Consider the following 22238-nt stretch of genomic DNA (forward strand, 5'->3'; position numbering starts at 1 on the left):
CGGGCCGCGCCCGATAGGAGCGTGAAAGGAGCCCGCCATGCTTCCAACGCGACGTTCTCTGCTGACCGCATTTCTCGCGATCCCGGCCTTGCCCATCGCGAGCATCCAAGAGGCCACCGCGCAACGGCCCCGCGTGCCGCTGACGCCCGCCTGCGGCAACGATCGCGACCTCACCCTCGCACGGACAGCAGGTCCCTTCTACAAACCCAACGCGCCCATGCGTCATGAGCTCTTTGCCGATTCCCCCGGTGGCGAGCGCATTACGCTGGCCGGCTATGTTCTCGACAGAGACTGCCGGCCGCTCGGCAACAGCCTCGTCGAAATCTGGCATGCCGACGAGACGGGCGCCTACGACACGAGCGGTTTCCGGCTGCGCGCGCACCAGTTCACCGATGCGACCGGCCGCTGGTGGTTCGCCACGGTCGTTCCAGCGCGTTATTCCGGCAGGACCCGGCACTATCATCTTCGCGTGCAGCGTCGGGGCGGCAGGCTGCTTACGACGCAGCTCTTCTTTCCGAACGAACCGGGCAACGCGCGGGACCGCCTGTATTCGGATGCGCTTCTGCTCGAGATCAGCAAGACCGCCGACGGGAAATTCGGCCGCTTCGATTTCGTCGTCTAAAGCCCCCAAGGTGCGAGACCGCCTCTGAGGATATCCCTCGCAGCGGTCTCGCGAAGTTTCACTCAATGTTCGTTCGCATGCGCTCCATGCGCCGTGATCACGCTCTGCGCTTCCTTGCCATAAAGCTCCTCGAAATGATCGAAGCTCTTGGAGAAGTAGCCGATCCCCTGCGTGGCCGATCGTAGCGAACGTGCCAGATCGTCGAGCGCGGACCCGGGAACGAGAGCGCGGAAGATATCCCACCCCTTTGCGCCCTCGTCCCGGTCGAAACCGAGAACCTGCCCTTTGAGTGTCGAAACGATCGGCACGAGACTGCCGGAATAGATGGAAGGAATGTGGATCTCTACGCGGAAGATCGGCTGCATCAGCACGGACGAGGCTTGCGAGAGGGCCTGGCGGACGCCCATCTTTCCGGCCGTGCGAAACGCGTATTCCGAACTGTCGACTGAGTGATGCTGACCGTCGGTCAGCATCACGCCGACATCGATGACCTTGAAGCCGAGCGGGCCTTTGTCCATCGCCTCGCGCGCGCCTGCTTCGACCGCCGGTATGAAGTTCCTCGGAACGGCGCCGCCCTTGACGGTTTCGGCAAAGGTAAACCCGCCGCCGCGCTCATTGGGATGAACGCTGAGCTTCACGTCCGCAAACTGGCCGGCGCCGCCGGTCTGCTTGCGGTGACGATAATGCACGTCCGACGACTTCGAGATCGTCTCGCGATAGACGGGGCTCGGCGATTGCTCGCTGACCTGGACGTGAAAGACATCGGAGAGCGTCCGGCAGAGGTCGCGCAGGTGCACCGGCCCCTGGGCGCAGACCAATTGCGCGCCGGTCCCCTCCTCCTGCATGACCTTGAGCCCGCGATCGGTTTCGGAAAGCTTGGCGAGCGTTTCGGAGAGCTTGGTTTCGTCGCGCTCGCTTTCCGGCACCAGGATGCGTTCCAGCATGGGCGTTGGCGGCGCCGTCCATTCCGGCGGCGCCACCGTGGCATTGGCCGTCAACAGCGACGGCACGATGAGGTGATCGGACTTCACGGCGGCGAAGACTTGACCGGGAACCGGCGTCGTCGACGCTATAGGGCGGCCGTTCGCCGGGTCCTGCAAGGCCCCGAGACCGGCGCCGCCGAGGGCGGCCCCCTGCTTCACGCCGTTCTGGAGGGCGCGAACAAGCACGGTCTTGCCGACACTCGGGCGATGATGGGCATGAAAGCTGACGGCAGAGAGCGTCGTATCGGAAATGCCGGCGGCGGCGGCAAGGCGTGTTCGCAGCGCCTCGACCCGTGGCGCATCATGACGAAGCGCCTTCATCAGCCGCAGAATGCCGTTGCTGTGGCTTGCGGCACCGACGAGCACCGGGATGATCTTGTTTTCGCTCAAGACCCGCTTCGAGATCGAATAGATCGCATCGCTCGCCGGTTCGCGGTCCTCGATCAGCTCTTCCAGAAGCCAGTCATCGAATTCGGAAAGATGTTCGAGCAACTCGGTCCGCGCCTCGTGCTCGCGGTCGATGACGCTTTCTGGAAGCTCGAAAAGCGCAGACGTCTGGCCTTCCCGGTAGCGCCAGGCGCGCTCCGAAATCAGGTCGCAACTGCCGATGATCTTGTCGCCGTCGCGAATCGGGATCTGCCGCAGCACGAGAGGGTGGTTGGAATAGTCCTGGAGAGCGGCGACGACGTCTCTGAGCCGTTCTCTCGGCTCATCCATGCGGTTGACGAAAAGAATGCAGGGCGTCCCCGACGCCTCGATCGCCTTGAGATAAGGCGCCGCGAGCACGGCTTCGTCCGGGACCGGCGAAACACAGAGCACGCAGGCGTCGCTGGCGAGAAGCGCATCCTGCACATGCGCCAGCGCTTCATTGGTTCCGGGCGTGTCGAGCGCACACCACTCCTCGTTTCCGAATTCGAACTCCGTCACGCTCAACCCATAGGGAGAGGCGGATTTTCTTGGCTGGCCTTCAAGCAGACCCAGCTTTTCCACGAGCGTGGATTTTCCGGTCTGCGAAGGCCCAAGTACCGTGAAGCAGCGCATCGGCGATCCTCCAATCTACCACGATGACACGTCTCTACAGCGGCGTGGTGTGTCTTTTCAGACGCGCAGAGTCGCTGTAGCACTTTGAATTGCTGCATGTTTTCTCCTCAAATCCGTTGCGATCCAAGGAACATGCAAGCAGCCAAGATGTCCCGCACGGCGCAATGCGCCGGAGATCGGTCCTTTCTCCGACGCCGTTCCCTCCCCTCGCGAGGTCAAGGCTTTACAAGGGTGCACCCGCGCCCGTCGCTACGCAAGCTGAGATCGACTATCTCGGGAAAAGGCCGCGAACCCGGCAGCGAAAGTGCGACACGGCAGAAGGAACGCCATGCCTGCATTCACTCCTTCGTCGCACCGTCAACCGATGGCGCTCGGCGCAAACTCCGCGACCAGCTCGTGGCGATCGCCCGGATAGGTCAGCCGAACGCTGGTGACCGGCGCACCGCCGCTCCAGGTCCGCCGTTCGATGACGAGGCAGGGGGATCCAACCGCGACACCGAGGGCCTGGGCGGCCTGGCGGCTTGCCGCCACGGCGCGGATACGATGCTCCGCCGTGCTCCACGGCACCTTGCCGAGCAGCCAGGAGCCGGGGGCGACGGCATCGAACGGCTCCGCCTCCGCCTCCGGCACCGCCGAAAGGCTGATCAGCCGTTCCTCGAGGCAAAAAGGCCGGCCGCTTGCCAGATGCAGGCAGGTGATATCGAGCAACCGCGACGAGGCTGGCAGGTCGATGCGTCCCGAGTCGCTAGCACTGATCTTGCGGACATGCCGCTCGTCGAGACGGTAGCCGTATTCGAGACCGAGCGACTGCACCTCGAGCTTAACGTCGTGGATTTCCATGACCGCGGACTGGACGTGCGGAAAAGTGACATAGCTGCCCGATTTACGCCGCCGCTCGATCAATCCCTTTTTGACGAGTTCGGTCAGCGCCTTGTTCACGGTCATGCGCGAGCAACCATATTGCTCCGTCAACTCGTGCTCGAAAGGAATTCGATATCCCGGCGGCCAGTCGCCGGACATGATGTGCCCCTCGACGTCGCTGAGGATCCGCTGATGCAGGGAAAGCGGCTGCTCTTGACGGTTTTCCTCCTGGGAAGAACGATCGGTGGAAATGGCGGGACCCTCGGCTGGTGACTGATCCCGCACCTTAAACAATTCCTGCCGCGGCGACAGTCCCCGCGAGGCCGCCCACCGTTTTTCCACGCAGGATGCTGCACAATCAAATTGTTACGACGGCCTCATGCAGTTCCGGAAGAACATGCCCGATGCCGCCATGGACAGCGGGCGTGCAGCGATCGGTGTTCGTGCGCCCAGCCGAGGCATACAGAAAGCAGCCCCTCCCCTTGCTGGATCGCCCAGCCTCGAAACTGGTTCAACCTTGGACCGGCCGCGTCGCCGTTGACTTTTATTGACCCTGAGCGTGCCTGCAAAATTTGCCGTAGAGCGACCGTTCCGGACATTTTTCGCACTAAAGTTGGGTTTCGATGGCGGCCTTGTCTATGACGGACCACACCTTCTCGATTCGCTCGTCCTTGAATTCATAGAACACGTTCTCAGTGAACGAGACTCTTTTTCCATTTACGTGGAGGCCAAACAGGAGTCCTGTCGGCGTGCAGTCGAAGCGCAGACGGCTCGCTACAAGAGGCGGTTCGCAGATGAGCAGATGGATATCGAAATGGAGGTCGGGGATCGCGCGAAAATCTCCCTCCAGCATTTCCCGATAGCCTGATAACCCGATCCGCTCGCCGTTGTAATGAACGTCATCATGAACGAACTGGCCCAGATTCGGCCAGTCCTGTTTGTTCAGGCAGGCGATGTAGCTTCGGTAGACGTCGGAGAGACCGGTTTTCGTCATGGCAGCTACCTCCGTACTGCTCCAAGTCTACAATGCCGCGCGTCCTGTCAGGCGGGCAAAGCACGCTGTGACGCCTTGAATTGCTGCATGTTCTTAGCCGCGGTTCCGATGCGAGCCTCAAGCCTAGTAGAAGAGATGCCAAGGTGTCAGGAAGGCGCGTGCCCATTCCTGTTCCTGCTCCCGTTCGCGCTCCGCCGAAGCATCGCCACGGACGAGACTCGACACGGTTTTCTCGCCGCGCATCACCGCTTTTGGTGCCGGCGGCTCGAAATAGCCAAGCGTCATTCCACCGAGATAGAACATGCAGCGCCCTTCCCTGCTCGCGTTTTCGAGACACAAGCCTGCCACAATCCAGCATGCTGTCAATAGTCTACTAAATTTATGTTCTATCACTCCTGCTGCCGACCGAGGGCTCGACGGATGCGGGAGTTCCTCGGGCGGCAGAGCCGATCTGCGATGGTGCCCCATACGCTTCGATTGATCGAAGCCGCTTTGTGGCAGCGATCGCCCAAACAGGGATCAAATGAATTCAAAGCACTAGGCCCGCGTTCCAACCCTGCCGCGGCTTCAGCAGCACGCGACAAACGCCGCGCAACTGACCCCTCGATCCGAACGGGAAGGACAGGCCGGATGGAATCACCACATTTCCAGACCAACTGCGCGGCCATCACCTTCCGCTGCGCCGATCACACTGCGAGCCGTCGCGCCGACCGACGACGGACCAGCCTCCGATCGGACCTGCGTAGCGTCCATTAGTTTGGTTCACACCTAGCCAAATCGCGAGCATCGCTCGCGGCATCGTCATCCTGTCGATTGAACCGGTGGCGACGTGGGCACGTTGACGACACCCGGACGAACTCGCCGGTTGTCCGCGGACAACCGCGTTGAAGGTCGCCGGTAAAGTTGTCCGCGGACAACTCGTAAACAGTGAAATTCATAAACTGCGACCCGCGCAGCGCATAAAAGGGCATTTTGTTAAGCGTTTGTAAATTGGCAGCGAATCGGCGCATAGTATAACTGCGCAGATTGGTTCCTATTGGCGAATTTTGCGCAGTTTTCCGGAGATGACGATGTTGCAACAGAGAATCCAGGGTCTTGAGGAGCAGGAGCATTTGCCATCACTGCTGTCCGCCGACGCTCAGGAACTCGCTCACCAGCTGCAGGAACATCAGAAAAAGATCTTCTCCCCGACTGCACAAAAAACCATGCGGCTGTTCACGCCGGCCGAGGCGGCTGCCTTCATCGGAATCGGTGAAGGCTATCTTCGCCAGATCGCTTCAGAAGGCCACGGGCCGGAGCCGCTGTCAAACGGCCGGCGCATGTATGCCGTCGATGACATCGATCGCATCCGCCGTGTGCTCGACGAGGGCAGCAAGACCGGAAAATACATCCCCCACCGCCGACCGGGCGAAAAGCTCCAGGTCATCTCGGTCATGAATTTCAAGGGCGGGTCGGGCAAGACCACGACGTCGGCCCATCTTTCCCAATATCTCGCGCTCCGCGGCTATCGCGTGCTGGCGATCGATCTCGATCCCCAGGCCTCGCTTTCCGCCCTCTTCGGTCATCAGCCGGAGCTCGACGTCGGCGAGGCGGAAACACTTTATGGCGCCATTCGCTACGAGAGCCCGCGCTCTATCGCCGACGTCGTCCGCGCCACCTACACGACCAATCTCCATCTGATCCCCGGCAATCTCGAGCTGATGGAGTTCGAACACGAGACACCTAAGGCGATGATCGGCGGCTCATCCGAGACGCTGTTCTTCGCAAGAATCGGTGAGGCGCTTTCCGAGATCGAGGGCTTCTACGACATCGTCGTCATCGACTGCCCGCCGCAGCTCGGCTTTCTGACCATGTCGGCGCTCTGCGCGGCGACGTCGGTGCTCATCACCGTGCATCCGCAAATGCTCGACGTGATGTCGATGTCGCAATTCCTGTCGATGACGAGCGACCTCATGGCTGTCGTCGAGAAGGCGGGCGGCCGCACCAGCTATGACTGGATGCGCTATCTCGTAACACGCTTCGAGCCAAACGATGGTCCCCAAAGCCAGATGACCGGCTTCATGCGGGCGATCTTCGGCAATCGCATGCTCCAGAATGCCATGGTGAAGTCGACCGCCATCTCGGACGCCGGCGTCACCAAACAGACGCTCTACGAGGTGGAACGCTCGCAATTCATACGCGGCACCTATGACCGGGCGATGGATTCGCTCTCTCTCGTCAACGCGGAGATCGAAGAGATAGTCCGCAAGGTCTGGGGAAGGAAGTAATCGATGGCGCGCAAGAACCTGATCGGTATTTCTGACAGCCCGACTGCCCCGATCGAAGGAGAGCGGCCGGCCGTCGAGCGGCCGATCGCCGGCCTCGCGCAAGGCCACCGGTCAAGCGGTCTCGTCGGCGGAATCACCAGGTCGCTATCGAACATCACCCAGAAGGTGGAGCGCGCTGAAGAACTGGAGCGCCAGCTTGCCGAAGGGCAATCGATCGTTGATCTCGACCCTTCGCTGATCGACGCTTCTTTCGTCGTCGACCGGCTGGGCGTTACGGCCGAGGCGCAGGCCGCGCTGGTGCAACAGATCCGCGACCACGGACAACAGGTCCCGATCCTGGTGCGTCCGCACCCGACCGCGAAGGAGCGCTATCAGGTCGCCTATGGCCATCGCCGGCTTGCGGCACTGCGTGAGATCGGCGGGAAGATCAAGGCGGTCATTCGCAACCTCAGCGACGAACAGCTTGTCGTCTCCCAGGGACAGGAGAACAACGCCCGCACCGATCTTTCCTTCATCGAACGCGCGCTGTTTGCGACCCGGCTTGAAGATCGCGGCTTCTCCCGCGAGATCATCATGTCGGCGCTCGGCGTCGACAAGGCGGCCTTGTCGAAGATGATCACCATCGTTCGTCGATTGCCGGTCGAAGTGATCGAGGCGGTCGGTGCCGCCCCGTCCTTTGGGCGTCGGCGATGGATGGAACTGGCCGATCTTCTCGATCTCGACGGCAGCCGAACGCGGGCGCTCGGATTTGTCGAGCAAGCCGATTTTCCGACGGGTGAAAGCGATCAGCGCTTCGAGAAACTGTTCAGCTTTCTCAGCACCGCCAAGGAGCGATCAAAGGCGGAAGCCTGGACCGCACCTGACCGTACACGCCCCGTGCGCATCCGCGAGACAGAGTCGGAAACGACTCTCGCCTTCAGTAAGAAGGTTGCGCCGGGTTTTGCCGATTTCGTGAGGCAGAGGCTGCAATCTCTGTACCTCGAATACCAACAGGAAACAGGAGATTAAACAGAGCAAAAGAAAAAGGCTTCCGAACGACTAGCGCTGCGGAAACCCTTCTCTCGTGTAGCAACCTGAGAATCCCATTTCCGCGAATCAGTGTCAAGAGTTTTTGACGTCGTTTCGGCGAACGATTTTCTTTTGCCTTGGATAAGGTGAAGAAAAATGGAACGTGGAAGTGTGACGACGCCCTTTGGGCGGCGGCCGATGACGCTTGGGATGCTCTCAAGTCAAATCACCGCCAGCCGCACCCAGGCGGAGCGATCGGTCGACAAATGGAAACTGTTTCGCTGGCTCTGTGAAGCGAAGACGGTCGTCGGCGTGTCGGATCGATCGTTGGCGGTGCTGAACGCATTGCTGAGCTTTTATCCGGGCTCCGAGCTCGCAAAGGGGAGCGGCCTCGTCGTTTTCCCATCGAATGCACAGCTCTCGCTTCGAGCGCATGGCATGGCTGGAACGACGTTGCGCCGCCACATCGCGGCCCTTGTCGATGCTGGCCTCATCCTTCGACGCGATAGCCCCAACGGCAAGCGCTACGCCCGGCGAAGCCACAGCGGCTCTGTCGGAGAAGCCTTCGGGTTCGACCTCTCACCGCTGATCGCACGCGCGGCCGAGTTCGAAACCACCTCGGCGCAGCTTGCCGCTGAACGGCAGCATCTGCGCGTGATGCGTGAGAGATTGAGCCTCTGCCGGCGCGACGTTGCCAAGTTGCTGGATCTCGTCCGCGAAAGCGCTCCGCAAGGCGACTGGCAGGACTACGCGCTCCTGTTTGAGCACCTTACCGCCCCGCTTCCCCGCAAGCCCTCGCCCGCCGACATCGAGGCTCTCCTCGGCTCCATGGAGAGTCTTCGGTGCGATCTTACCAATCAATTGGAAAAATTACTGAATTCTGGAAAAACGGACACCAATGATCGCCAGAATGGATGCCACATACAGAATACACATCCAGACTCCCTTTCTGAATCTGAACGTGGCTTGGGAAAAGGATCGGAACCATTTTTACGAAACGACGTCGAAGCGAGCCCGGCAACGGCTTTGACCGAACGCTTACCGAGACCGGCGCCTGGCGGCGCACCGTGGTCGTCGGCAGCCGCCGATCGCTCGGTCACGCCATCTCAAAGACCACATCGTGAAATCCCGCTGCTCGCCATCCTGCAGGCCTGCCCACAGATCGCCGACTATGGGCCTTCCGGCCGGATTTCCAGTTGGAAGGACCTGATGACGGCGGCGATCGTCGTCCGCTCCATGCTCAACGTCAGCGCCGATGCCTATGATGCGGCCTGCTCCGTCCTTGGTTGCGAGAACGCGGCAACCGTCGTCGCCTGCATTCTCGAAAGGGCCGAGCACATCACATCGCCAGGCGGTTACCTGCGTGAGCTCACCAAACGGGCGCAGCGGCAGGAATTTACGCTTGCTCCAATGATCGTCGCGTTGAGCCGCGCCAAGCAAAGTGGAGGGAAGGAGCCCGGAGGAATGGTGCTTGCGCATTAGGGCGAGCATGGCCGTTTGGAAGGAACGCAGCCTTCGCGTTCGGGCGCTGTCCGAATGGCTGTCATCAGCGGCAGGGGGAAGTGACGCCTCTCCTATAGCCGCACCCCCATCGGACCATTGCGTTAAACCACGAAATATCCGACACTCGATGCCGTGACGGATTCGCTTGGATGCGCGTTTGGCGGTCTTTGGTGGCTGTTTCTTAACAATTCTGCGGCTATCGTAAGCTATTGGTGAAAAAGAGTTTAATTGGGCCTTGCGGAAGCTATCTCGCTCATAATTTCCGACACCTCGGATGGCAAAAAAACGAGCCGTTCCCACCCACTCGGCGGCCGAACGAAGCTAACGCTCGCGGACCGCTCTCAAGCTCTTCGCTTTCCATGGTTGACAGCTGTCAACAGTCGCTCGGCTATCACGACACATTCGTTTTACCAAAGCAAGTCCAGGGAAGGGTGTAACAGTCTTCCCTCCGAAATCGTTGGTTTCCGAGAAATTGCCGTGGCGGCTCGCAGACCGGAGGTTCGTCGCCTCTAAGCCAATCTTCGAGACCGCTGCTGATATTCTTCTGAATGTCGCGGAGGAAAGCCGCTCATTCGTGCCAGTGTTCAGCCACCCATGGCGTCGGGCGGATGTAGTGCCGCAGATAGCGCAGCGCACTTTTCTCGCGCCGGTCCGGAGAAAAAAGGCCGCGGATATGTTCGAGCGGCGTCGCGCGACGCCCCTTGTAGCCGAACCGTCCATCGATCGCGTGCTGCGGCAGCAGACTGCGGGGAAAGAGGACCACCCGGCCGTCGGCAGGCAACCGCGGTGCGAGGAAATAGTTGATCGGAAGGGGCCAGCGGCAATCCTGCCGGAAATGCAGAACCCAGCGCCGCGGAAAGAGCTTTACGCCGCCCGGTGCATTGCGGGTGACGAAGCGTTGTTCGAAGCTGTATTCATCCGCAACCCCCTGCGGATCGGCGCGGAACTTTTCCTGCAAGGGAACGAGCTTGCCGACCGGAAACCGGAACAATGACGTCTGGCCGAGCCGTTCGAACGGCGTCGTCTGGTTGCGCGCCAGGATCACATCATCGGGCTCGCCGACCTCGAAGAAAGAATCAAGCGACCCGACGATCACGAGGTCGAGGTCGAGGAAGAGGACCGGGCCGGTGAGGCTGCCGAGTTTCGGACCCCAGAGCCGCGCCTTCGGCCAGATGCCTTTCGTATTGACCGGCATCGCAACGTCGAGCGGCGGCAGGTCCTCGCAGAGAATCTCTGGACGCAGGCCGCTGCGGTTGTCGGTGAAACAGGTGAATGTGAAAGGCGGCGTAATGTTGCGCGCGACCATGGCGTAAAGCCGATTGATGAAGGGAGGCCCGTATTTCGTGCCCCAGTTGATGCATATCACCTGCTTGACGCCGCCGCTTGCCGCCAGAACGCTTGCCATGGGCTCTCCGCTCTTCCTTAGTTTGCCTGCTGCATCGATCCTTAAATCGGAATCGATCTAAGGACAAAATCACGCAGCAATTCAAAGTGCTACAGCGACTTAGCGCGTCCGATTGGACGCGGCGCTGTAGTTATGCCGCCTACCAAAGGTCTTTCCGCAAGGGCCGAGTTCATCCATCCGCCTTATAGACGCGGCTCAAACTTCGACAGTCGGGGAATTGCTTTCGATTTCCTATCCCGCTGGTGCACTCTCACGCTTTCGGTTGGGTACGGTCGAGAGATGCGGATTGATCCTTGCGCACCTAATCTCAACGTCGCCTCGGATGAGAATTGCAGCGCCGTTGCAGGCTACCCATCAATAGTCACTCTCCAGCGTGCTTCTTTTTGGGAGCACCGCCGGCATTTAGAACGTGGCCGACTTCATATCGATGTCAGTTGACAGCTGTCAACGGCGCGGCCGTAGCGCGATGTATTGCTCTCCTTTGTCCTCAGGCCGGCGCACCTCTCGCCGCAGTGTCGGACGTTGACAGCTGTCAACTGCCGCTCGAAGGCAATGGTGGCCTCTATGCGATGGCCTTTCGCCAGCTCACAGCAATGCTCGATGCCCGCAAGCCACAGTCGCGATATTAGCGGGGGAGAAAGCCTGGGAAGCCTGTGACGGAAAATAATCGCGTGTTACCTTCCGTTTCGTTGATAACGTTTCGTCTTTAAAATGAGATACGAAATCCCTGATCCGCTCCATCCAACGCTGCTGCCGGCCCTGATTGCGGCGGAAGACAGCCTTGCGCGTCTCGACGAGCGAGCCGGGCGGCATGCGGTTTCGGAGGGCTTTCGCGAACGCGGACAGTTCTTCGACGCGGCGGCAGCGCTTTGGGTCGCCGGGGAACTGGTGCATGTCGAGGATCTCGTGCTGCATGACGCTCACATGGATGCGCGCGCACCCTCTCATGAACTGACCATCGCGCATGCAGTGCTGCGCGCCCGCCGTCGGCTGGATCTCGCGGAACCGGACTGGGCCCTGACGAGCGGCGGGTTGAACGTGCTCAGGGGCGAGGGCGGGGCAGTCACGGAGCAGAACCTTCGCGAGGAAGGTCGTCGGGACGATGCGGCCTCGGACGCGGAAGATGATCCAGACGAAAATCCGCTCGCCGCTGAATTTGCCGAACTCGATGCAGCAATCGCCCGGTCGCAAAGGTTGCTGGACACACATGCGGACGGCACCAACGAGATGGACCCGGCGTTGTCGCCAGCCGCCAAGGCGAGGTCGGAACCGATGGGGCAACTCGGATTGCTCTTCGAGGAGGAGTGGGACGAGGAGCAGCGCCTCGATGCCTGGCGCGCCGTTCTGGCGGCAGCCGATCAGTTGCCGGCTTCGCTTGGGGCGGCAATCCTCTTCGACGCCTGGGAGCGTATCGAGCCGCTGCGCCGGCAGCATTGGCTTGGCTCGCTGCTCGTCGGGGTCTATTTACGCTTTCGCGGGAAGGTGTCTTCGCACGTGCTGGCATTCAACACCGGCCTGAAGACGATCCGTCACGAGCGTCGCCGCTCGAAGGACAGGCTCACACGATTGCTCGCTTTCCTCGAGGCGATGGCGGTGACAGCCGACCTTGGCATGAAGGAACTCGACCGGCTTTCTCTGGCAAAGACGCAAATGGAGATGCGGATCAGGGACCGGCGCTCGAGCAGCAATCTCCCTGGATTGATCGATCTCGTTCTGTCGCGGCCGATCGTCTCGACGGCGCTGATCGCCCGCCACGTCGGCGTCACTCAGCGAAGCGCGCTCAATCTGGTGCGTGAGCTCGGCGTGCGCGAGATGACGGGCAGGGGACGCTACCGCGGCTGGGGCGTGCTTTAGGACAATTCCAGGAAGTGCGCGACGGTTTTCCAGCCGGAATTGCGTAGCTTCAAAGAGTTGGCGCTTTGGCGCGTCCTGGCTCAGGCGACGTTATTGCCGGCGCAGATTGATGTCGCTGGTAACGACGCTGTAGCCGGACCTCGGATCGACATCGGTCGTCACAAGTCTCATGCCGTTCTGTCCGACCTTCTGGAGGGTCAGGTTTGCGCTGCGATCGCCGTTCACTTCCCTCGGCCAGCGTATCGTAAGGTTGATCGCATTGCCGCGTCTGTTTCCGGTCAAGCCTGCCCGTCTTCCACTCGGCCCGACATAGAAGCCGCTGTAGCTTGAGCCGTTGAATTGCAAATCGGCGCCAACGGCGCGCGAAACGACGATCAGACCGCGGCAGGTTCCCTTCATCGATAGGGCCGGACCGCTCGCTTGCGAATTGAAGGTGCAGGACACGTTGATAGGCGACCGGTTGATCCGGACTTTCACCATGCCGTCGCCGGCCCACTGGCCCTCCAGCGACCCGAGAAATGCCGTCTCGTCGGCCTGCGCTGCCCCAACAGCAAAGAACAGGCCGCATGCGGCCAGCAGACGCTGGATCATCTTCGTAGAACCTCCTCCTGGGGGAATCGGAATCGGCGAAGCATGGGCGCTCGTCGATCGCTTGACGAACGCCCCAACCCGCATGAGGTTCCTTTCTTGCGTTGCTGTCAACCTTTTCACGGGTCGGCAACGACATTTGGCCAGCGGCGCCATCGCGCCGCTGCCGTCAATCCTCCTCGAGGAAGACCTCCTCGCGCTTGGCCTTGACGCTCGGCAGGAAGACGACGACGAGCACGATGGCCGCGATCAGCAGCAGCACGGCGCTGATCGGTCGGGTGACGAAGGTCGTCGGGTCGCCGCGCGACAGGATCATCGCGCGCCGGAGGTTCTCTTCAAGCAGCGGCCCCAACACGAAGCCGAGGAGCAGCGGCGCTGGCTCGCAGCGCAGCTTCAGGAGCAGGTAGCCGACGAGGCCGAAGAAGGCGACCGCGTAAAGGTCGTAGACGTTGGAATTGACGCTGTAGACCCCGATCGAGCAGAAGGCCATGATGATCGGAAACAGCACGAAATAGGGGATCTTCAGGAGCTTCACCCAGAGCCCGATCAGCGGCAGGTTCAAGACGACGAGCATCAGATTGCCGATCCACATGGACGCGATGATGCCCCAGAAGAGCGCCGGCTGCTCCACCGCGACGTTCGGGCCTGGCACGATGCCCTGGATGATCATCGCGCCGATCATCAGCGCCATGACAGGGTTTGCCGGAATGCCGAGCGTCAGCAGCGGAATGAAGGACGTCTGTGCGCCGGCATTGTTGGCGCTCTCCGGTCCTGCGACACCGGCGATGGCACCGCGGCCGAATTCCTCCGGGCGGTCGGAGATACGCTTTTCCACCGTATAGGAGGCGAAGGCGGCGAGGATCGCACCGCCGCCCGGCAGAATGCCAAGTGCCGAACCGATCACGGTGCCGCGCACCACCGGCGCGAACATCCGCTTGAAATCCTCGCGAGTCGGCATCAGGTCGCTGACCTTGGCCATCAGCACTTCGCGGGTCTTCTCGCTTTCAAGATTGCGCAGGATCTCGGCGATGCCGAAGACGCCGACGGCAACCGCCACGAAATTGAGACCGTCGGCATATTCGCGAATGCCGAGCGTGAAGCGCGGCGTGCCGGTATAGATGTCAGTGCCGACAAGGCCGAGCAGCAGGCCGAGCGCGACCATCGCCAGTGCCTTGATGATCGAGCCATGGGCAAGTGCTACGGAGGAAACGAGGCCGACGATCATCAGCGAGAAATATTCGGCCGCGCCGAACTCCAGCGCGATCTCGGTCAGCGGTGGCGCGAAGATCGCGACGAGGAAGGTCGAGACGGTTCCGGCAAAGAACGAGCCGAGCGCCGCAATCGCGAGTGCTGCGCCGGCGCGGCCATTGCGCGCCATCTGGTAGCCGTCGATCGCGGTCACCGCGGAGGATGACTCGCCCGGCATGTTGATCAGGATGGCGGTGGTCGAGCCGCCATATTGCGCGCCGTAATAGATGCCGGCGAGCATGATCAGCGAGGAAACCGGCTCGAGCTGGAAGGTGATCGGCAGGAGCATGGCGATCGTTGCCGTTGCGCCGATGCCGGGCAGGACGCCGATCAGCGTGCCGAGGAGAACGCCGATCAGGCAGAAGAGAAGGTTGGCCGGCGAGGCGGCGGTGGCGAAGCCGAGGGCGAGATTGCTGAAAAGATCCATGGCTGCCTCCTAGAACCGGACCCAGGGGCCGAAACGCTCGAACGGGAGATTGAGACCATAGCTGAACACGGCGACCGAAAAGACTGTCAACGCAAGCGAGATGGCGAGCGCCCAATGCGGCTTCATGCGGTGCGAGGCGAAACAGGCAATGAGCGCGGTGCAGAAGATTGCCGGAACAAACCCCAGTCCTCGCACGGTCAGCCCGAAAAAGATCGGTGCCGGCAGAATGAAAAACATGCCGCGGACGGCGATCGCCCCCATCGGTTCGCCTTGAACCCGTGCGGACTGCACAAGGATGACGGCGCCGAGCAGCGTCAACACGCAGGCGAGCAGGAGCGGGAAGTAACCGGGGCCCATGCGGAAGGCGGTGCCGAGCTCGAGGGTGAGCGACTGCCAGACGAAGAACAACCCGACGGCCGTCAGGATGCCGCCGCACAGGGCATTGGTCGTGTCGAAGGAGATGGATTTCATCGTGTCCCCATTTTGTTCGGGAGCCGTTGAGCCGCGCTCCCTTCTGCGGCGTGTTTCCTTAAATCCTACCCGATTTAAGGATAAAAACATGCAGCAATTCAAAGTGCTGCAGCGTCCTTTGCGCGTCTGATGAGACGCGGCGCTATAGGCGAATGTGCTCGCGTCTCGTTATCCGGGCAAGGGGCACCCGACCTTTGCCGAGTTGACAGCTGTCAACGTCCGGTCTCGGCACTGACGCGGGACAAGGAAGGCATGACCGCGCTAGCCCTATCCCGCACCACATCTCGAACCGATCACGTCTTCCGGTTCCTATGCATTCGATCACCGCGACCGGAGACAGGTCGCCGCCGTGCCTGTCTAGCGACGGGGACGGCGGCGAGTTCTGTCACGCAATCAATCGGCGTACTGACCAGCGGCCTCGATCACCGGCTTCCAGCGGGCGATCTCGCTCTCGAGCTTGGCCTTCAGCGCCGCCGGCGTCGCGTCCGCTTCGCTCGACGGTTCGGTGCCGAGTTCGGCAAAGCGGGCGGTGACGTTCTGATCCTTGAGCGCCAGCTGCAGCGACTTCGACAGGCGTTCGGTCACCTCGGCAGGCGTGCCTTTCGGCGCATAGATGCCGTGCCAGATGCCGACCTGGAAATCGGCAAGGCCGCTTTCGACCGCCGTCGGCAGATCCGGGAAGATCTTGAGGCGGGCCGGAGAGGTGACGGCATAGGCTTTGATCGTGCCGCCCTGGATCTGCTTGGTGGTATTGGTCGTCTGGTCGCACATGATGTCGACCTGGCCGCCGAGCAGGTCAGTCATTGCCGGACCGGTGCCCTTGTACGGTACGGTGGTGAGCTGGGTGTCGATCGCGCTCATGAACATCATGCCGCAAAGATGCGACGCGGCGCCGATACCGGCATTGGCGACCGTCACGGTGTCCTTGTTGGCCTTGACGTAGTCGATCAGCCCCTTGAGATCCGTCGGTTCGAAGTCCTTGCGAGCGACGATCGTCATCGGCACTTCGGTGACGAGGCCAACATATTCGAAGGCGTTCAGCGTGTCATAGGCAAGCTTGCGATAGAGCGTGGCGCTGGTCGCCATGCCGATATGGTGCAGCAGGATCGTGTAGCCGTCCGGATCGGCCTGTGCGACGCGGCCGGCGCCAAGCGTGCCGCCGGCGCCGCCGACGTTCTCGACGATGATCTGCTGGCCGAGATCCTCCGACATGGATTCGGCGACGAGGCGGGCGACCGTGTCGGTCGGGCCACCGGCCGAGAAGGGAACGACCATCGTGATCGAGCGCTCCGGATAGTTTTGGGCGCTGGCCGGGGCGGCAAACAGGGAAACGGCGGCGACAGCGCCCAGAAGCGCTTGCAGAATTTTCATCTTTTCCTCCCGATGAAATTATGGACCAGCCGGCATGGTCCTCCCGCGCCGGTTCTGGATCGCCTATTAGCGGACGGGATTTTAGCACATACAACCGCTGCCCGCGGTCATTTTACCGTTTTCCGCGCTCGCCCCGCGCGATATGGGTGGATTTGGAAACAAAGTCCCCGGGCGATGGGTGGATTTCCACCCATAGTTCTGCTCAAGCTTCGAGAGCGGTGCGCCGCCGGAGATATTCGATCTCGGCCTCCGTCAGCGGCCGAACGGCGCCTTTCGGCAAGTCGCCGAGCTCTATCTCGCCGATCGAGACGCGTACGAGTCGAAGGCACTCGAAACCGAGCACGTCGAGCATGCGGCGGATCTGCCGGTTTCTACCCTCCTGCAACTCGACCTCGACCCAGCTGTTGCGGTCGCCGCTTCTCAGCCGTTGCACGCGCGCGGCGCGCAGTTGCTCGCCACCTTCGCTCACGCCTTCGATCATACGGGCGGCCGCGGCATCGTCGAAGATGCCGCTCACCTGTACGTGATAGATCTTGCCGAGATGCGTTTCCGGATCGAGCAGACGCTGCGCCAGAACGGTATCGTTGGTAAAGAGCAGAAGTCCCTCGCTCGCCTTGTCGAGCCGGCCGACCGGCGAGAGAAACCGCGCGTCGGCGTCGCCGAGGCAACTATAGACTGTCGGTCGCCCCTCCGGGTCCTCGCGTGTGGTAACGAGGCCGCGCGGCTTGTTCAGCATCAGATAAATCTTTGCTTCCGCCGTGACTGTGACACCGTCGACGGCAATCCGATCGGCCTCGATGTCGACCCAGCGGGAAAGGTCGGTCGTCCTTCTGCCACCGACGCTGACGCGTCCGTCGGCGATCAGCTTCTCGGCCTGCGTACGGGAGCAATAGCCGAGCTTCGAGAGCGCGCGCGCCAACGTTACCCGCTTGCCGGCGTCGGCTTTCGCTTCGTTGCCATGTCTCTTCGGTGAGGGGCGCCGCTTGTTCACGACTTCCAGTCTCCACGGTGTTTGACCGTGGTCCATCTGGCACAATCCGCGCCGCTCGGCCAGAGTAGAAACCCATTGATTGCTGTAGCTTTGATACGAAGATCAAGAATGATAATCTCGCCTGCGACTTGTGCGACAGGCTCGTCCTGAACGTGAACCGCTTCGTTGAGAGAGCGGCGTCTTCTTCGACGGGCGAATTGGGAGGCGTCGTCATGATCAAGTCAATTCTGCGGGGCGTGACTGCCTTGGCGGCGATATCGCTGCTGCCAATTGGAGGCAACCCCCTTACCCTGACGAAGGCCTTGGCCCAGCAGATGGCCACCGTTCCCGCCCAGGAGCAGGCGGAGCCGGAGCCGCTCACCGAAGACGAGCTCGAGATCCTCGTCGCCCGCATCGCGCTTTATCCCGACGAGCTGGTCGCGCTGATTTCCGCTGCTTCGCTCTATCCCTTGCAGATCGTCGAGGCCGAGCGGTTTCTCCAGGCCCGTGCGAAAAATCCCGATATGCAGCCGAAGGAGGACTGGGACGGCAGCGTGATTTCACTGCTGAACTATCCGCAGATCGTCGAGATGATGAGCGACGACCTCGATTGGACGCAACAACTTGGCCAGGCGATCGCCTACCAGCAGAAGGATGTGTTGATCGCGATCCAGCAACTGCGCGAGGAAGCGGTCGCGAAGGGCGTCATCAAGTCCGACGACAAGGTCAAGGTCGTCGAGGACAACGACAACATCGTCATCCAATCGGCGAGCCTGGAGAAGATCTATGTTCCGCAGTATCCGCCGGAAATGCTCTACGAGCCGGACTATGCGCCGGTGCCGATCGGTTATTATCCCGAGCCCTATCCCGCCTACTATTATCCGGCAGCGACCTTCTTCGCCGGCGCGGTGACCGGTGCAATCTGGGCCGCAGTCGTAGACTGGGACGATTGGGGCGTCTGGGGCGGGCGCTGGGACGGCGACATCAATGTCGATTGCAACAAGTGCTTCAACCACGTCGACATCAACGGCAAGATCAAGTGGAACGACATCGACTGGAAGAATGTCGATCGCAGCAAGCTGAGCTTCGACCGGGACCAGTTCCAGAAGTTCGACAGGACGAATATCCGCAACAATATCAAGGCCAATAGCGACAACAGCATCCGCAGCCGCGCCGCCGAACTCAACAGAGATCGGCCCGCGCAGCGCCCTGCGGGCGGCCAGCTAAAGGATGTGCGCAAGAGCACGCTCGAGGGCTTGCAGGCAAGGCAGGGGCCGGAAGCAAGGCCGAGACCGAGCCTCGAAAGTCCTGCGGCGGCGCGACGCGATGTCGCCCAGCCAGGCATTAACCGGTCGACCGCCAAGCGGCCGGCGAAGATCGACCGGCCTGTCGGCAAACCCAAGGCGGCGGCGAAGCTCGACAGCCGCCCGCGCAAACCGTCCGCGCTTGGCAACGTCTCCCATGGAAAGCGGGAAACGCTCGCATCCCGGCGCGGCGGGCACAGCATGGGCGGCGGTCACAGCGGCGGCGGCAGGCCGCACAAGGTAATCAAACGCGGCGGCGGTCGCAGGCACTGACCGGGCAACAGGGGGCACGACCATGATCAAGCTCTTTCAATTGATCCTCCTCGGATCTGCCGTTTCCGTCGCGCTCTCGCTCGCTTCAGTCGGACCGATTCATGCCCAGGAAGCCAGCGACATCAGCGACTATGCGTCGGCGAATGACTCGCCGCTCTTCGACGATCCGTCCGCAGCCGTCGAGACGTTCAAGAAGGCGCTCGCGGCTGACGACTTCAACGGCGTTGCCGGCCTGCTTGGCCTCGATGCGACGAAGCTAAAGGCGAGCGAAGGGGTCATGGACACATTTGCCCTCATTCGCGAGGGCGCGGCACGGCAGGTCGTCCTTCGTGATCGCGGCAATCAGAAGATCCTCGAAATCGGCGATCGGCTCTGGCCGTTGCCATTCCCGATCACCAAGGGTGAGGACGGCAAATGGTCTTTCGACACCTATGTCGGTCTCGAGGAGATCGTGAACCGCCGCGTCGGCCGGAACGAAGAGGAGGCGATCGAGGCGGTGCGTGCCTATGTCGAGGCGCAGAAGGAGTACGCGGCGCTGGATCGCGACGGCGATGGCGTCCTGGAATACGCCCAGAAACTCATCAGCAGCGACGGCCAGACGGACGGGCTTTATTGGCCGGCCGAGCAGGGCGATGGCGAAAGCCCGGTCGGTGCCGCGATCAGCGAAGCGGTCCTGGAAAAGACCAAGGCAGGAGAGGGCTATTTCGGTTACCGGTTCCGCATCCTGACTTCCCAGGGCGACAATATCGCCGGCGGCAAATACGACTATGTCATCAATGATAACATGATCGCCGGTTTCGGTTTGATCGCCTGGCCGGTCAAATATGCCGAGACCGGCGTCAACACCTTCGTCGTCAACCAGCATGGTATCGTTTACGAAGCGGATCTCGGTCCGAGCACCGAAGCGATCGTGCCCTTCATCGATCGGTTCAATCCGGACGACAAATGGACCGTGGTTGCCGACTGAAGCGTTCGGACGGGCTGCCTGCCGGCGAGGGACGTTATCTCCATCGCCGGCGTCGAAAATCAAGGCAGCCGAAACGGCACTCACCAAACGATCAGCGGGCCGGTGAGGGTGCTTGAGCAGCCGGTGGCCAGGAAACTGCTGGAGCTCAGCGAAATGCTCGGCGCGGAGGCTGGGACGGCTACCAACTGGACCGCACGACGGCAATGAAGGCGAACGACAGCTTCCGATCGGACGCACCTCAAACGGTTTGATTTGAGGGATCATGCGGTCGCGGCAGGGCCACGCGCGACGCGCTTTGGGGGCCGTGACCGCCCTGCGCCGGGAGCGCCTGTCCGCCATACGAAATTCGACTTTAGTATTACTTATTAGTCGTTTCTTATTTTCGGTTGCCTTGTCCGTTCGATTGTGTAATCTCCTAAGTGCGCGGGCACATCTTCAAGCATTTTCCTTGTAGTCCCCTGCCGAGAGAATGTCATGAGGACGTATTGAGGTGCCAGTGCTCTATTGCGTCGCCTGCATGATCTCCGTTTAATTGAAGAGGCTCCGAATTGCCGTCGGGGCCTCTTCGGTTTGATCGGATATATGCAGAAATTATATTATAGGTTATTCGCGTGTATATGCGAATGCCCCAGTTTCCTGGAAAAGGGCGGTGTTTAATACTCGTCGCATATCCGTGGCGACTGGCCACGGCTTCGCCGAAATCACTCCGATTGCAGATCATGCCGTCGCGTGGCGGGTCCCTCCGAACAGGGAAAAGCGCAGGCGATGAGGGTCTTGCGGAAGATCGTCTGGTAGGCGTTGGCATCGTCGTATCCGCTGTGCAGGCGATTTGCTCCCACTACCCCGCAGACCATGAACCCGACAGATGCCGATCTTCACTCGGTCCTGCACGCTCCCGGCCTCTCTCTCAGGGCTTGGAAATTCTCGCTGTCGCTGTCGATCTGAACGGAAGAAGCGCCAGGAGCAGACATTCGTGTAGTCAGAATGCATCGCCCCAACAATGTTGGCTGACGTATCAAGGACACTTGAAAAGTCTGACCGGCTTTCCCGGACCACGCTGGATGAATGCCCTTGGCATCCAAATCCAGTTGAACGGCCTTCAACCACCATCCGGCCTTCGCGCCACCAGGGAATTCGACCTTGGAGAGGTAGGGTAGGATGGCGATGTTTGCCTCGGCCATCGTAAGCCCGGGTGCCTGCTCGGGGAGTGCGGCCAGCAAAGCGTCGCGCATGGCCATGTATTTGGGCCATGTATTGGTCTTGTTGACCCGCTCCGTATGGTGCGGCGACGTTATGCTTTCAATGAGGATTTTTTCATCGTCAGGCATCGATAGCTTCCTTGACAGCAACCTCGGGTACTTTGAAGCCCATCGAGATCCACGCGACGAGCAGCCTGCCATAAAAGCCGGCCGTAGCCAGGGCGCCGGAAGGCACGTCGTCCGGCACGCTAGCGCGATCAGGGGCATCCTGGGTCATTGTGCGCAATTCGAGGGGCGGGAGTTCATGCTGCTTCCAGAGATCGCCGTAGAGGCTAAGCCAGTGGCCACCCTTGAACTCTAGAAAGATGGGAGTGTTGCAGCAGGACGTCAGAACACGTCGCGTTGATGCGTTGGGCCCGAGGCGAAATTCCCGCAGGTTTTCGGTTCCGGCCAAAAGGCTGACCAGATCCTTCCGATAAAGGACGTAGCGCGTACCGCCGTGGATCGTCCGGATCGGCGCCTGCACGGGCAGCGTCTCCAGCCTTCTGGTCGCATCACTACAGCTCTTGCAGTGGCATTCCGTGCTGATGATGGCTGTGCCGCGCACTTCGAGGCAAAAGGCTCCGCAGGAGCAACTCAGGTGGGTTGTCGTCGTTTTCATGACATTGCTCACTGTTGAGGGGCCGCCAGACGGCCGCCGGGAATAGCTGGAGATGTCTGCATCCGTCGCGCTAACTACGGGTCGCCAGTCCGTGTCGCTGTGTCGGTCGGCCACCTGTCCACGACGATCAGCGCGTTGCGCCGTAGGATCAAACTAGACCGTTTGGTTCTGTGATAAGAACTAGACGGTTCAGTTTTATTGTGTCAAGTAGGATTGACCAA

General features: G+C 61.1%; 19 protein-coding genes. 7 read left to right on the top strand and 12 right to left on the bottom strand.

The features are described 5' to 3' along the window. Nucleotides 1-37 precede the first annotated feature (37 nt). Nucleotides 38-622, top strand: a complete 585-nt coding sequence (locus tag QN224_RS09480; protein ID WP_283976447.1) for an intradiol ring-cleavage dioxygenase — start codon at nt 38-40, stop codon at nt 620-622. Between the two features lie 62 nt (nt 623-684). Here QN224_RS09480 and QN224_RS09485 read toward each other — a convergent pair whose 3' ends face one another. The 4 genes from QN224_RS09485 to QN224_RS09500 all read right to left on the bottom strand — a co-directional run bounded on the left by QN224_RS09485 (nt 685) and on the right by QN224_RS09500 (nt 4804). Continuing rightward, entirely contained in the window at nt 685-2646 is a 1962-nt protein-coding gene (locus QN224_RS09485; RefSeq protein WP_283976448.1) for an elongation factor G, read from the bottom strand. A gap of 357 nt (nt 2647-3003) precedes the next feature. Then, nucleotides 3004-3705 (bottom strand): histidine utilization repressor, encoded by a 702-nt coding sequence (hutC, locus tag QN224_RS09490; RefSeq protein ID WP_289624520.1) that lies wholly within the window; start codon nt 3703-3705, stop codon nt 3004-3006. Between the two features lie 409 nt (nt 3706-4114). Beyond that, entirely contained in the window at nt 4115-4501 is a 387-nt protein-coding gene (locus QN224_RS09495) for an ester cyclase (RefSeq protein WP_283976449.1), read from the bottom strand. A gap of 123 nt (nt 4502-4624) precedes the next feature. Further along, the gene (locus QN224_RS09500) at nt 4625-4804 is read right to left on the bottom strand and encodes a hypothetical protein (RefSeq protein WP_283976450.1); all 180 of its coding nucleotides are present in this window, start codon (nt 4802-4804) and stop codon (nt 4625-4627) included. Nucleotides 4805-5571: 767 nt separating this feature from the next. Here QN224_RS09500 and repA point away from each other — a divergent pair. The 3 genes from repA (at nt 5572) to repC (ending at nt 9258) form a co-directional block, all read left to right on the top strand. Further along, a complete protein-coding gene (gene repA / locus QN224_RS09505; RefSeq protein ID WP_283976451.1) occupies nt 5572-6768 on the top strand; it encodes a plasmid partitioning protein RepA in 1197 nt (398 codons plus the stop codon). Between the two features lie 3 nt (nt 6769-6771). Continuing rightward, on the top strand, nt 6772-7776 hold the full coding sequence (gene repB, locus QN224_RS09510) for a plasmid partitioning protein RepB (RefSeq protein WP_283976452.1): 1005 nt from the start codon (nt 6772-6774) through the stop codon (nt 7774-7776). 156 nt (nt 7777-7932) lie between these two features. After that, nucleotides 7933-9258: a plasmid replication protein RepC gene (gene repC / locus QN224_RS09515; protein ID WP_283976453.1), complete on the top strand. Its 1326-nt coding sequence runs from the start codon at nt 7933-7935 to the stop codon at nt 9256-9258. A gap of 589 nt (nt 9259-9847) precedes the next feature. Here the strand turns inward: repC and QN224_RS09520 are convergent. Next, entirely contained in the window at nt 9848-10684 is an 837-nt protein-coding gene (locus QN224_RS09520; RefSeq protein WP_283976454.1) for a glycosyl transferase, read from the bottom strand. A gap of 711 nt (nt 10685-11395) precedes the next feature. Between QN224_RS09520 and QN224_RS09525 the strand changes: the two genes are divergently transcribed. Beyond that, on the top strand, nt 11396-12538 hold the full coding sequence (locus QN224_RS09525) for an RHE_PE00001 family protein (RefSeq protein WP_283976455.1): 1143 nt from the start codon (nt 11396-11398) through the stop codon (nt 12536-12538). Nucleotides 12539-12628: 90 nt separating this feature from the next. On the opposite strand, the gene QN224_RS09530 is transcribed toward QN224_RS09525, so the two are convergent. The 5 genes from QN224_RS09530 to QN224_RS09550 all read right to left on the bottom strand — a co-directional run bounded on the left by QN224_RS09530 (nt 12629) and on the right by QN224_RS09550 (nt 17634). Then, nucleotides 12629-13129, bottom strand: a complete 501-nt coding sequence (locus QN224_RS09530) for a hypothetical protein (RefSeq protein ID WP_283976456.1) — start codon at nt 13127-13129, stop codon at nt 12629-12631. 166 nt (nt 13130-13295) lie between these two features. Next, nucleotides 13296-14801, bottom strand: coding sequence for a tripartite tricarboxylate transporter permease (locus QN224_RS09535; protein ID WP_283976457.1), 1506 nt, complete (start codon nt 14799-14801; stop codon nt 13296-13298). A 9-nt stretch (nt 14802-14810) separates the two neighbouring features. Next, the gene (locus QN224_RS09540) at nt 14811-15272 is read right to left on the bottom strand and encodes a tripartite tricarboxylate transporter TctB family protein (RefSeq protein ID WP_283976458.1); all 462 of its coding nucleotides are present in this window, start codon (nt 15270-15272) and stop codon (nt 14811-14813) included. Between the two features lie 393 nt (nt 15273-15665). After that, nucleotides 15666-16643: a tripartite tricarboxylate transporter substrate-binding protein gene (locus QN224_RS09545; protein WP_283976459.1), complete on the bottom strand. Its 978-nt coding sequence runs from the start codon at nt 16641-16643 to the stop codon at nt 15666-15668. A gap of 202 nt (nt 16644-16845) precedes the next feature. Next, nucleotides 16846-17634: a pseudouridine synthase gene (locus QN224_RS09550; protein WP_283976460.1), complete on the bottom strand. Its 789-nt coding sequence runs from the start codon at nt 17632-17634 to the stop codon at nt 16846-16848. Between the two features lie 212 nt (nt 17635-17846). On the opposite strand from QN224_RS09550, the gene QN224_RS09555 reads away from it, so the two are divergent. Both QN224_RS09555 and QN224_RS09560 read left to right on the top strand, forming a co-directional pair. Further along, nucleotides 17847-19190: a DUF3300 domain-containing protein gene (locus tag QN224_RS09555; RefSeq protein WP_283976461.1), complete on the top strand. Its 1344-nt coding sequence runs from the start codon at nt 17847-17849 to the stop codon at nt 19188-19190. 22 nt (nt 19191-19212) lie between these two features. Continuing rightward, nucleotides 19213-20157, top strand: a complete 945-nt coding sequence (locus tag QN224_RS09560) for a DUF2950 domain-containing protein (protein ID WP_283976462.1) — start codon at nt 19213-19215, stop codon at nt 20155-20157. Nucleotides 20158-21032: 875 nt separating this feature from the next. Here QN224_RS09560 and QN224_RS09565 read toward each other — a convergent pair. Together QN224_RS09565 and QN224_RS09570 are read right to left on the bottom strand one after the other, a co-directional pair. After that, a complete protein-coding gene (locus QN224_RS09565) occupies nt 21033-21485 on the bottom strand; it encodes a hypothetical protein (RefSeq protein ID WP_283976463.1) in 453 nt (150 codons plus the stop codon). Further along, entirely contained in the window at nt 21478-22017 is a 540-nt protein-coding gene (locus QN224_RS09570) for a hypothetical protein (protein ID WP_283976464.1), read from the bottom strand. The genes QN224_RS09565 and QN224_RS09570 overlap by 8 nt, the downstream gene beginning before the upstream one ends. Between the last annotated feature and the right edge of the window lie 221 nt (nt 22018-22238).

The sequence above is a fragment of the Sinorhizobium sp. 7-81 genome, assembly GCF_030124405.1.
GTDB classification, from domain to species: Bacteria; Pseudomonadota; Alphaproteobacteria; order Rhizobiales; family Rhizobiaceae; genus Sinorhizobium; species Sinorhizobium psoraleae.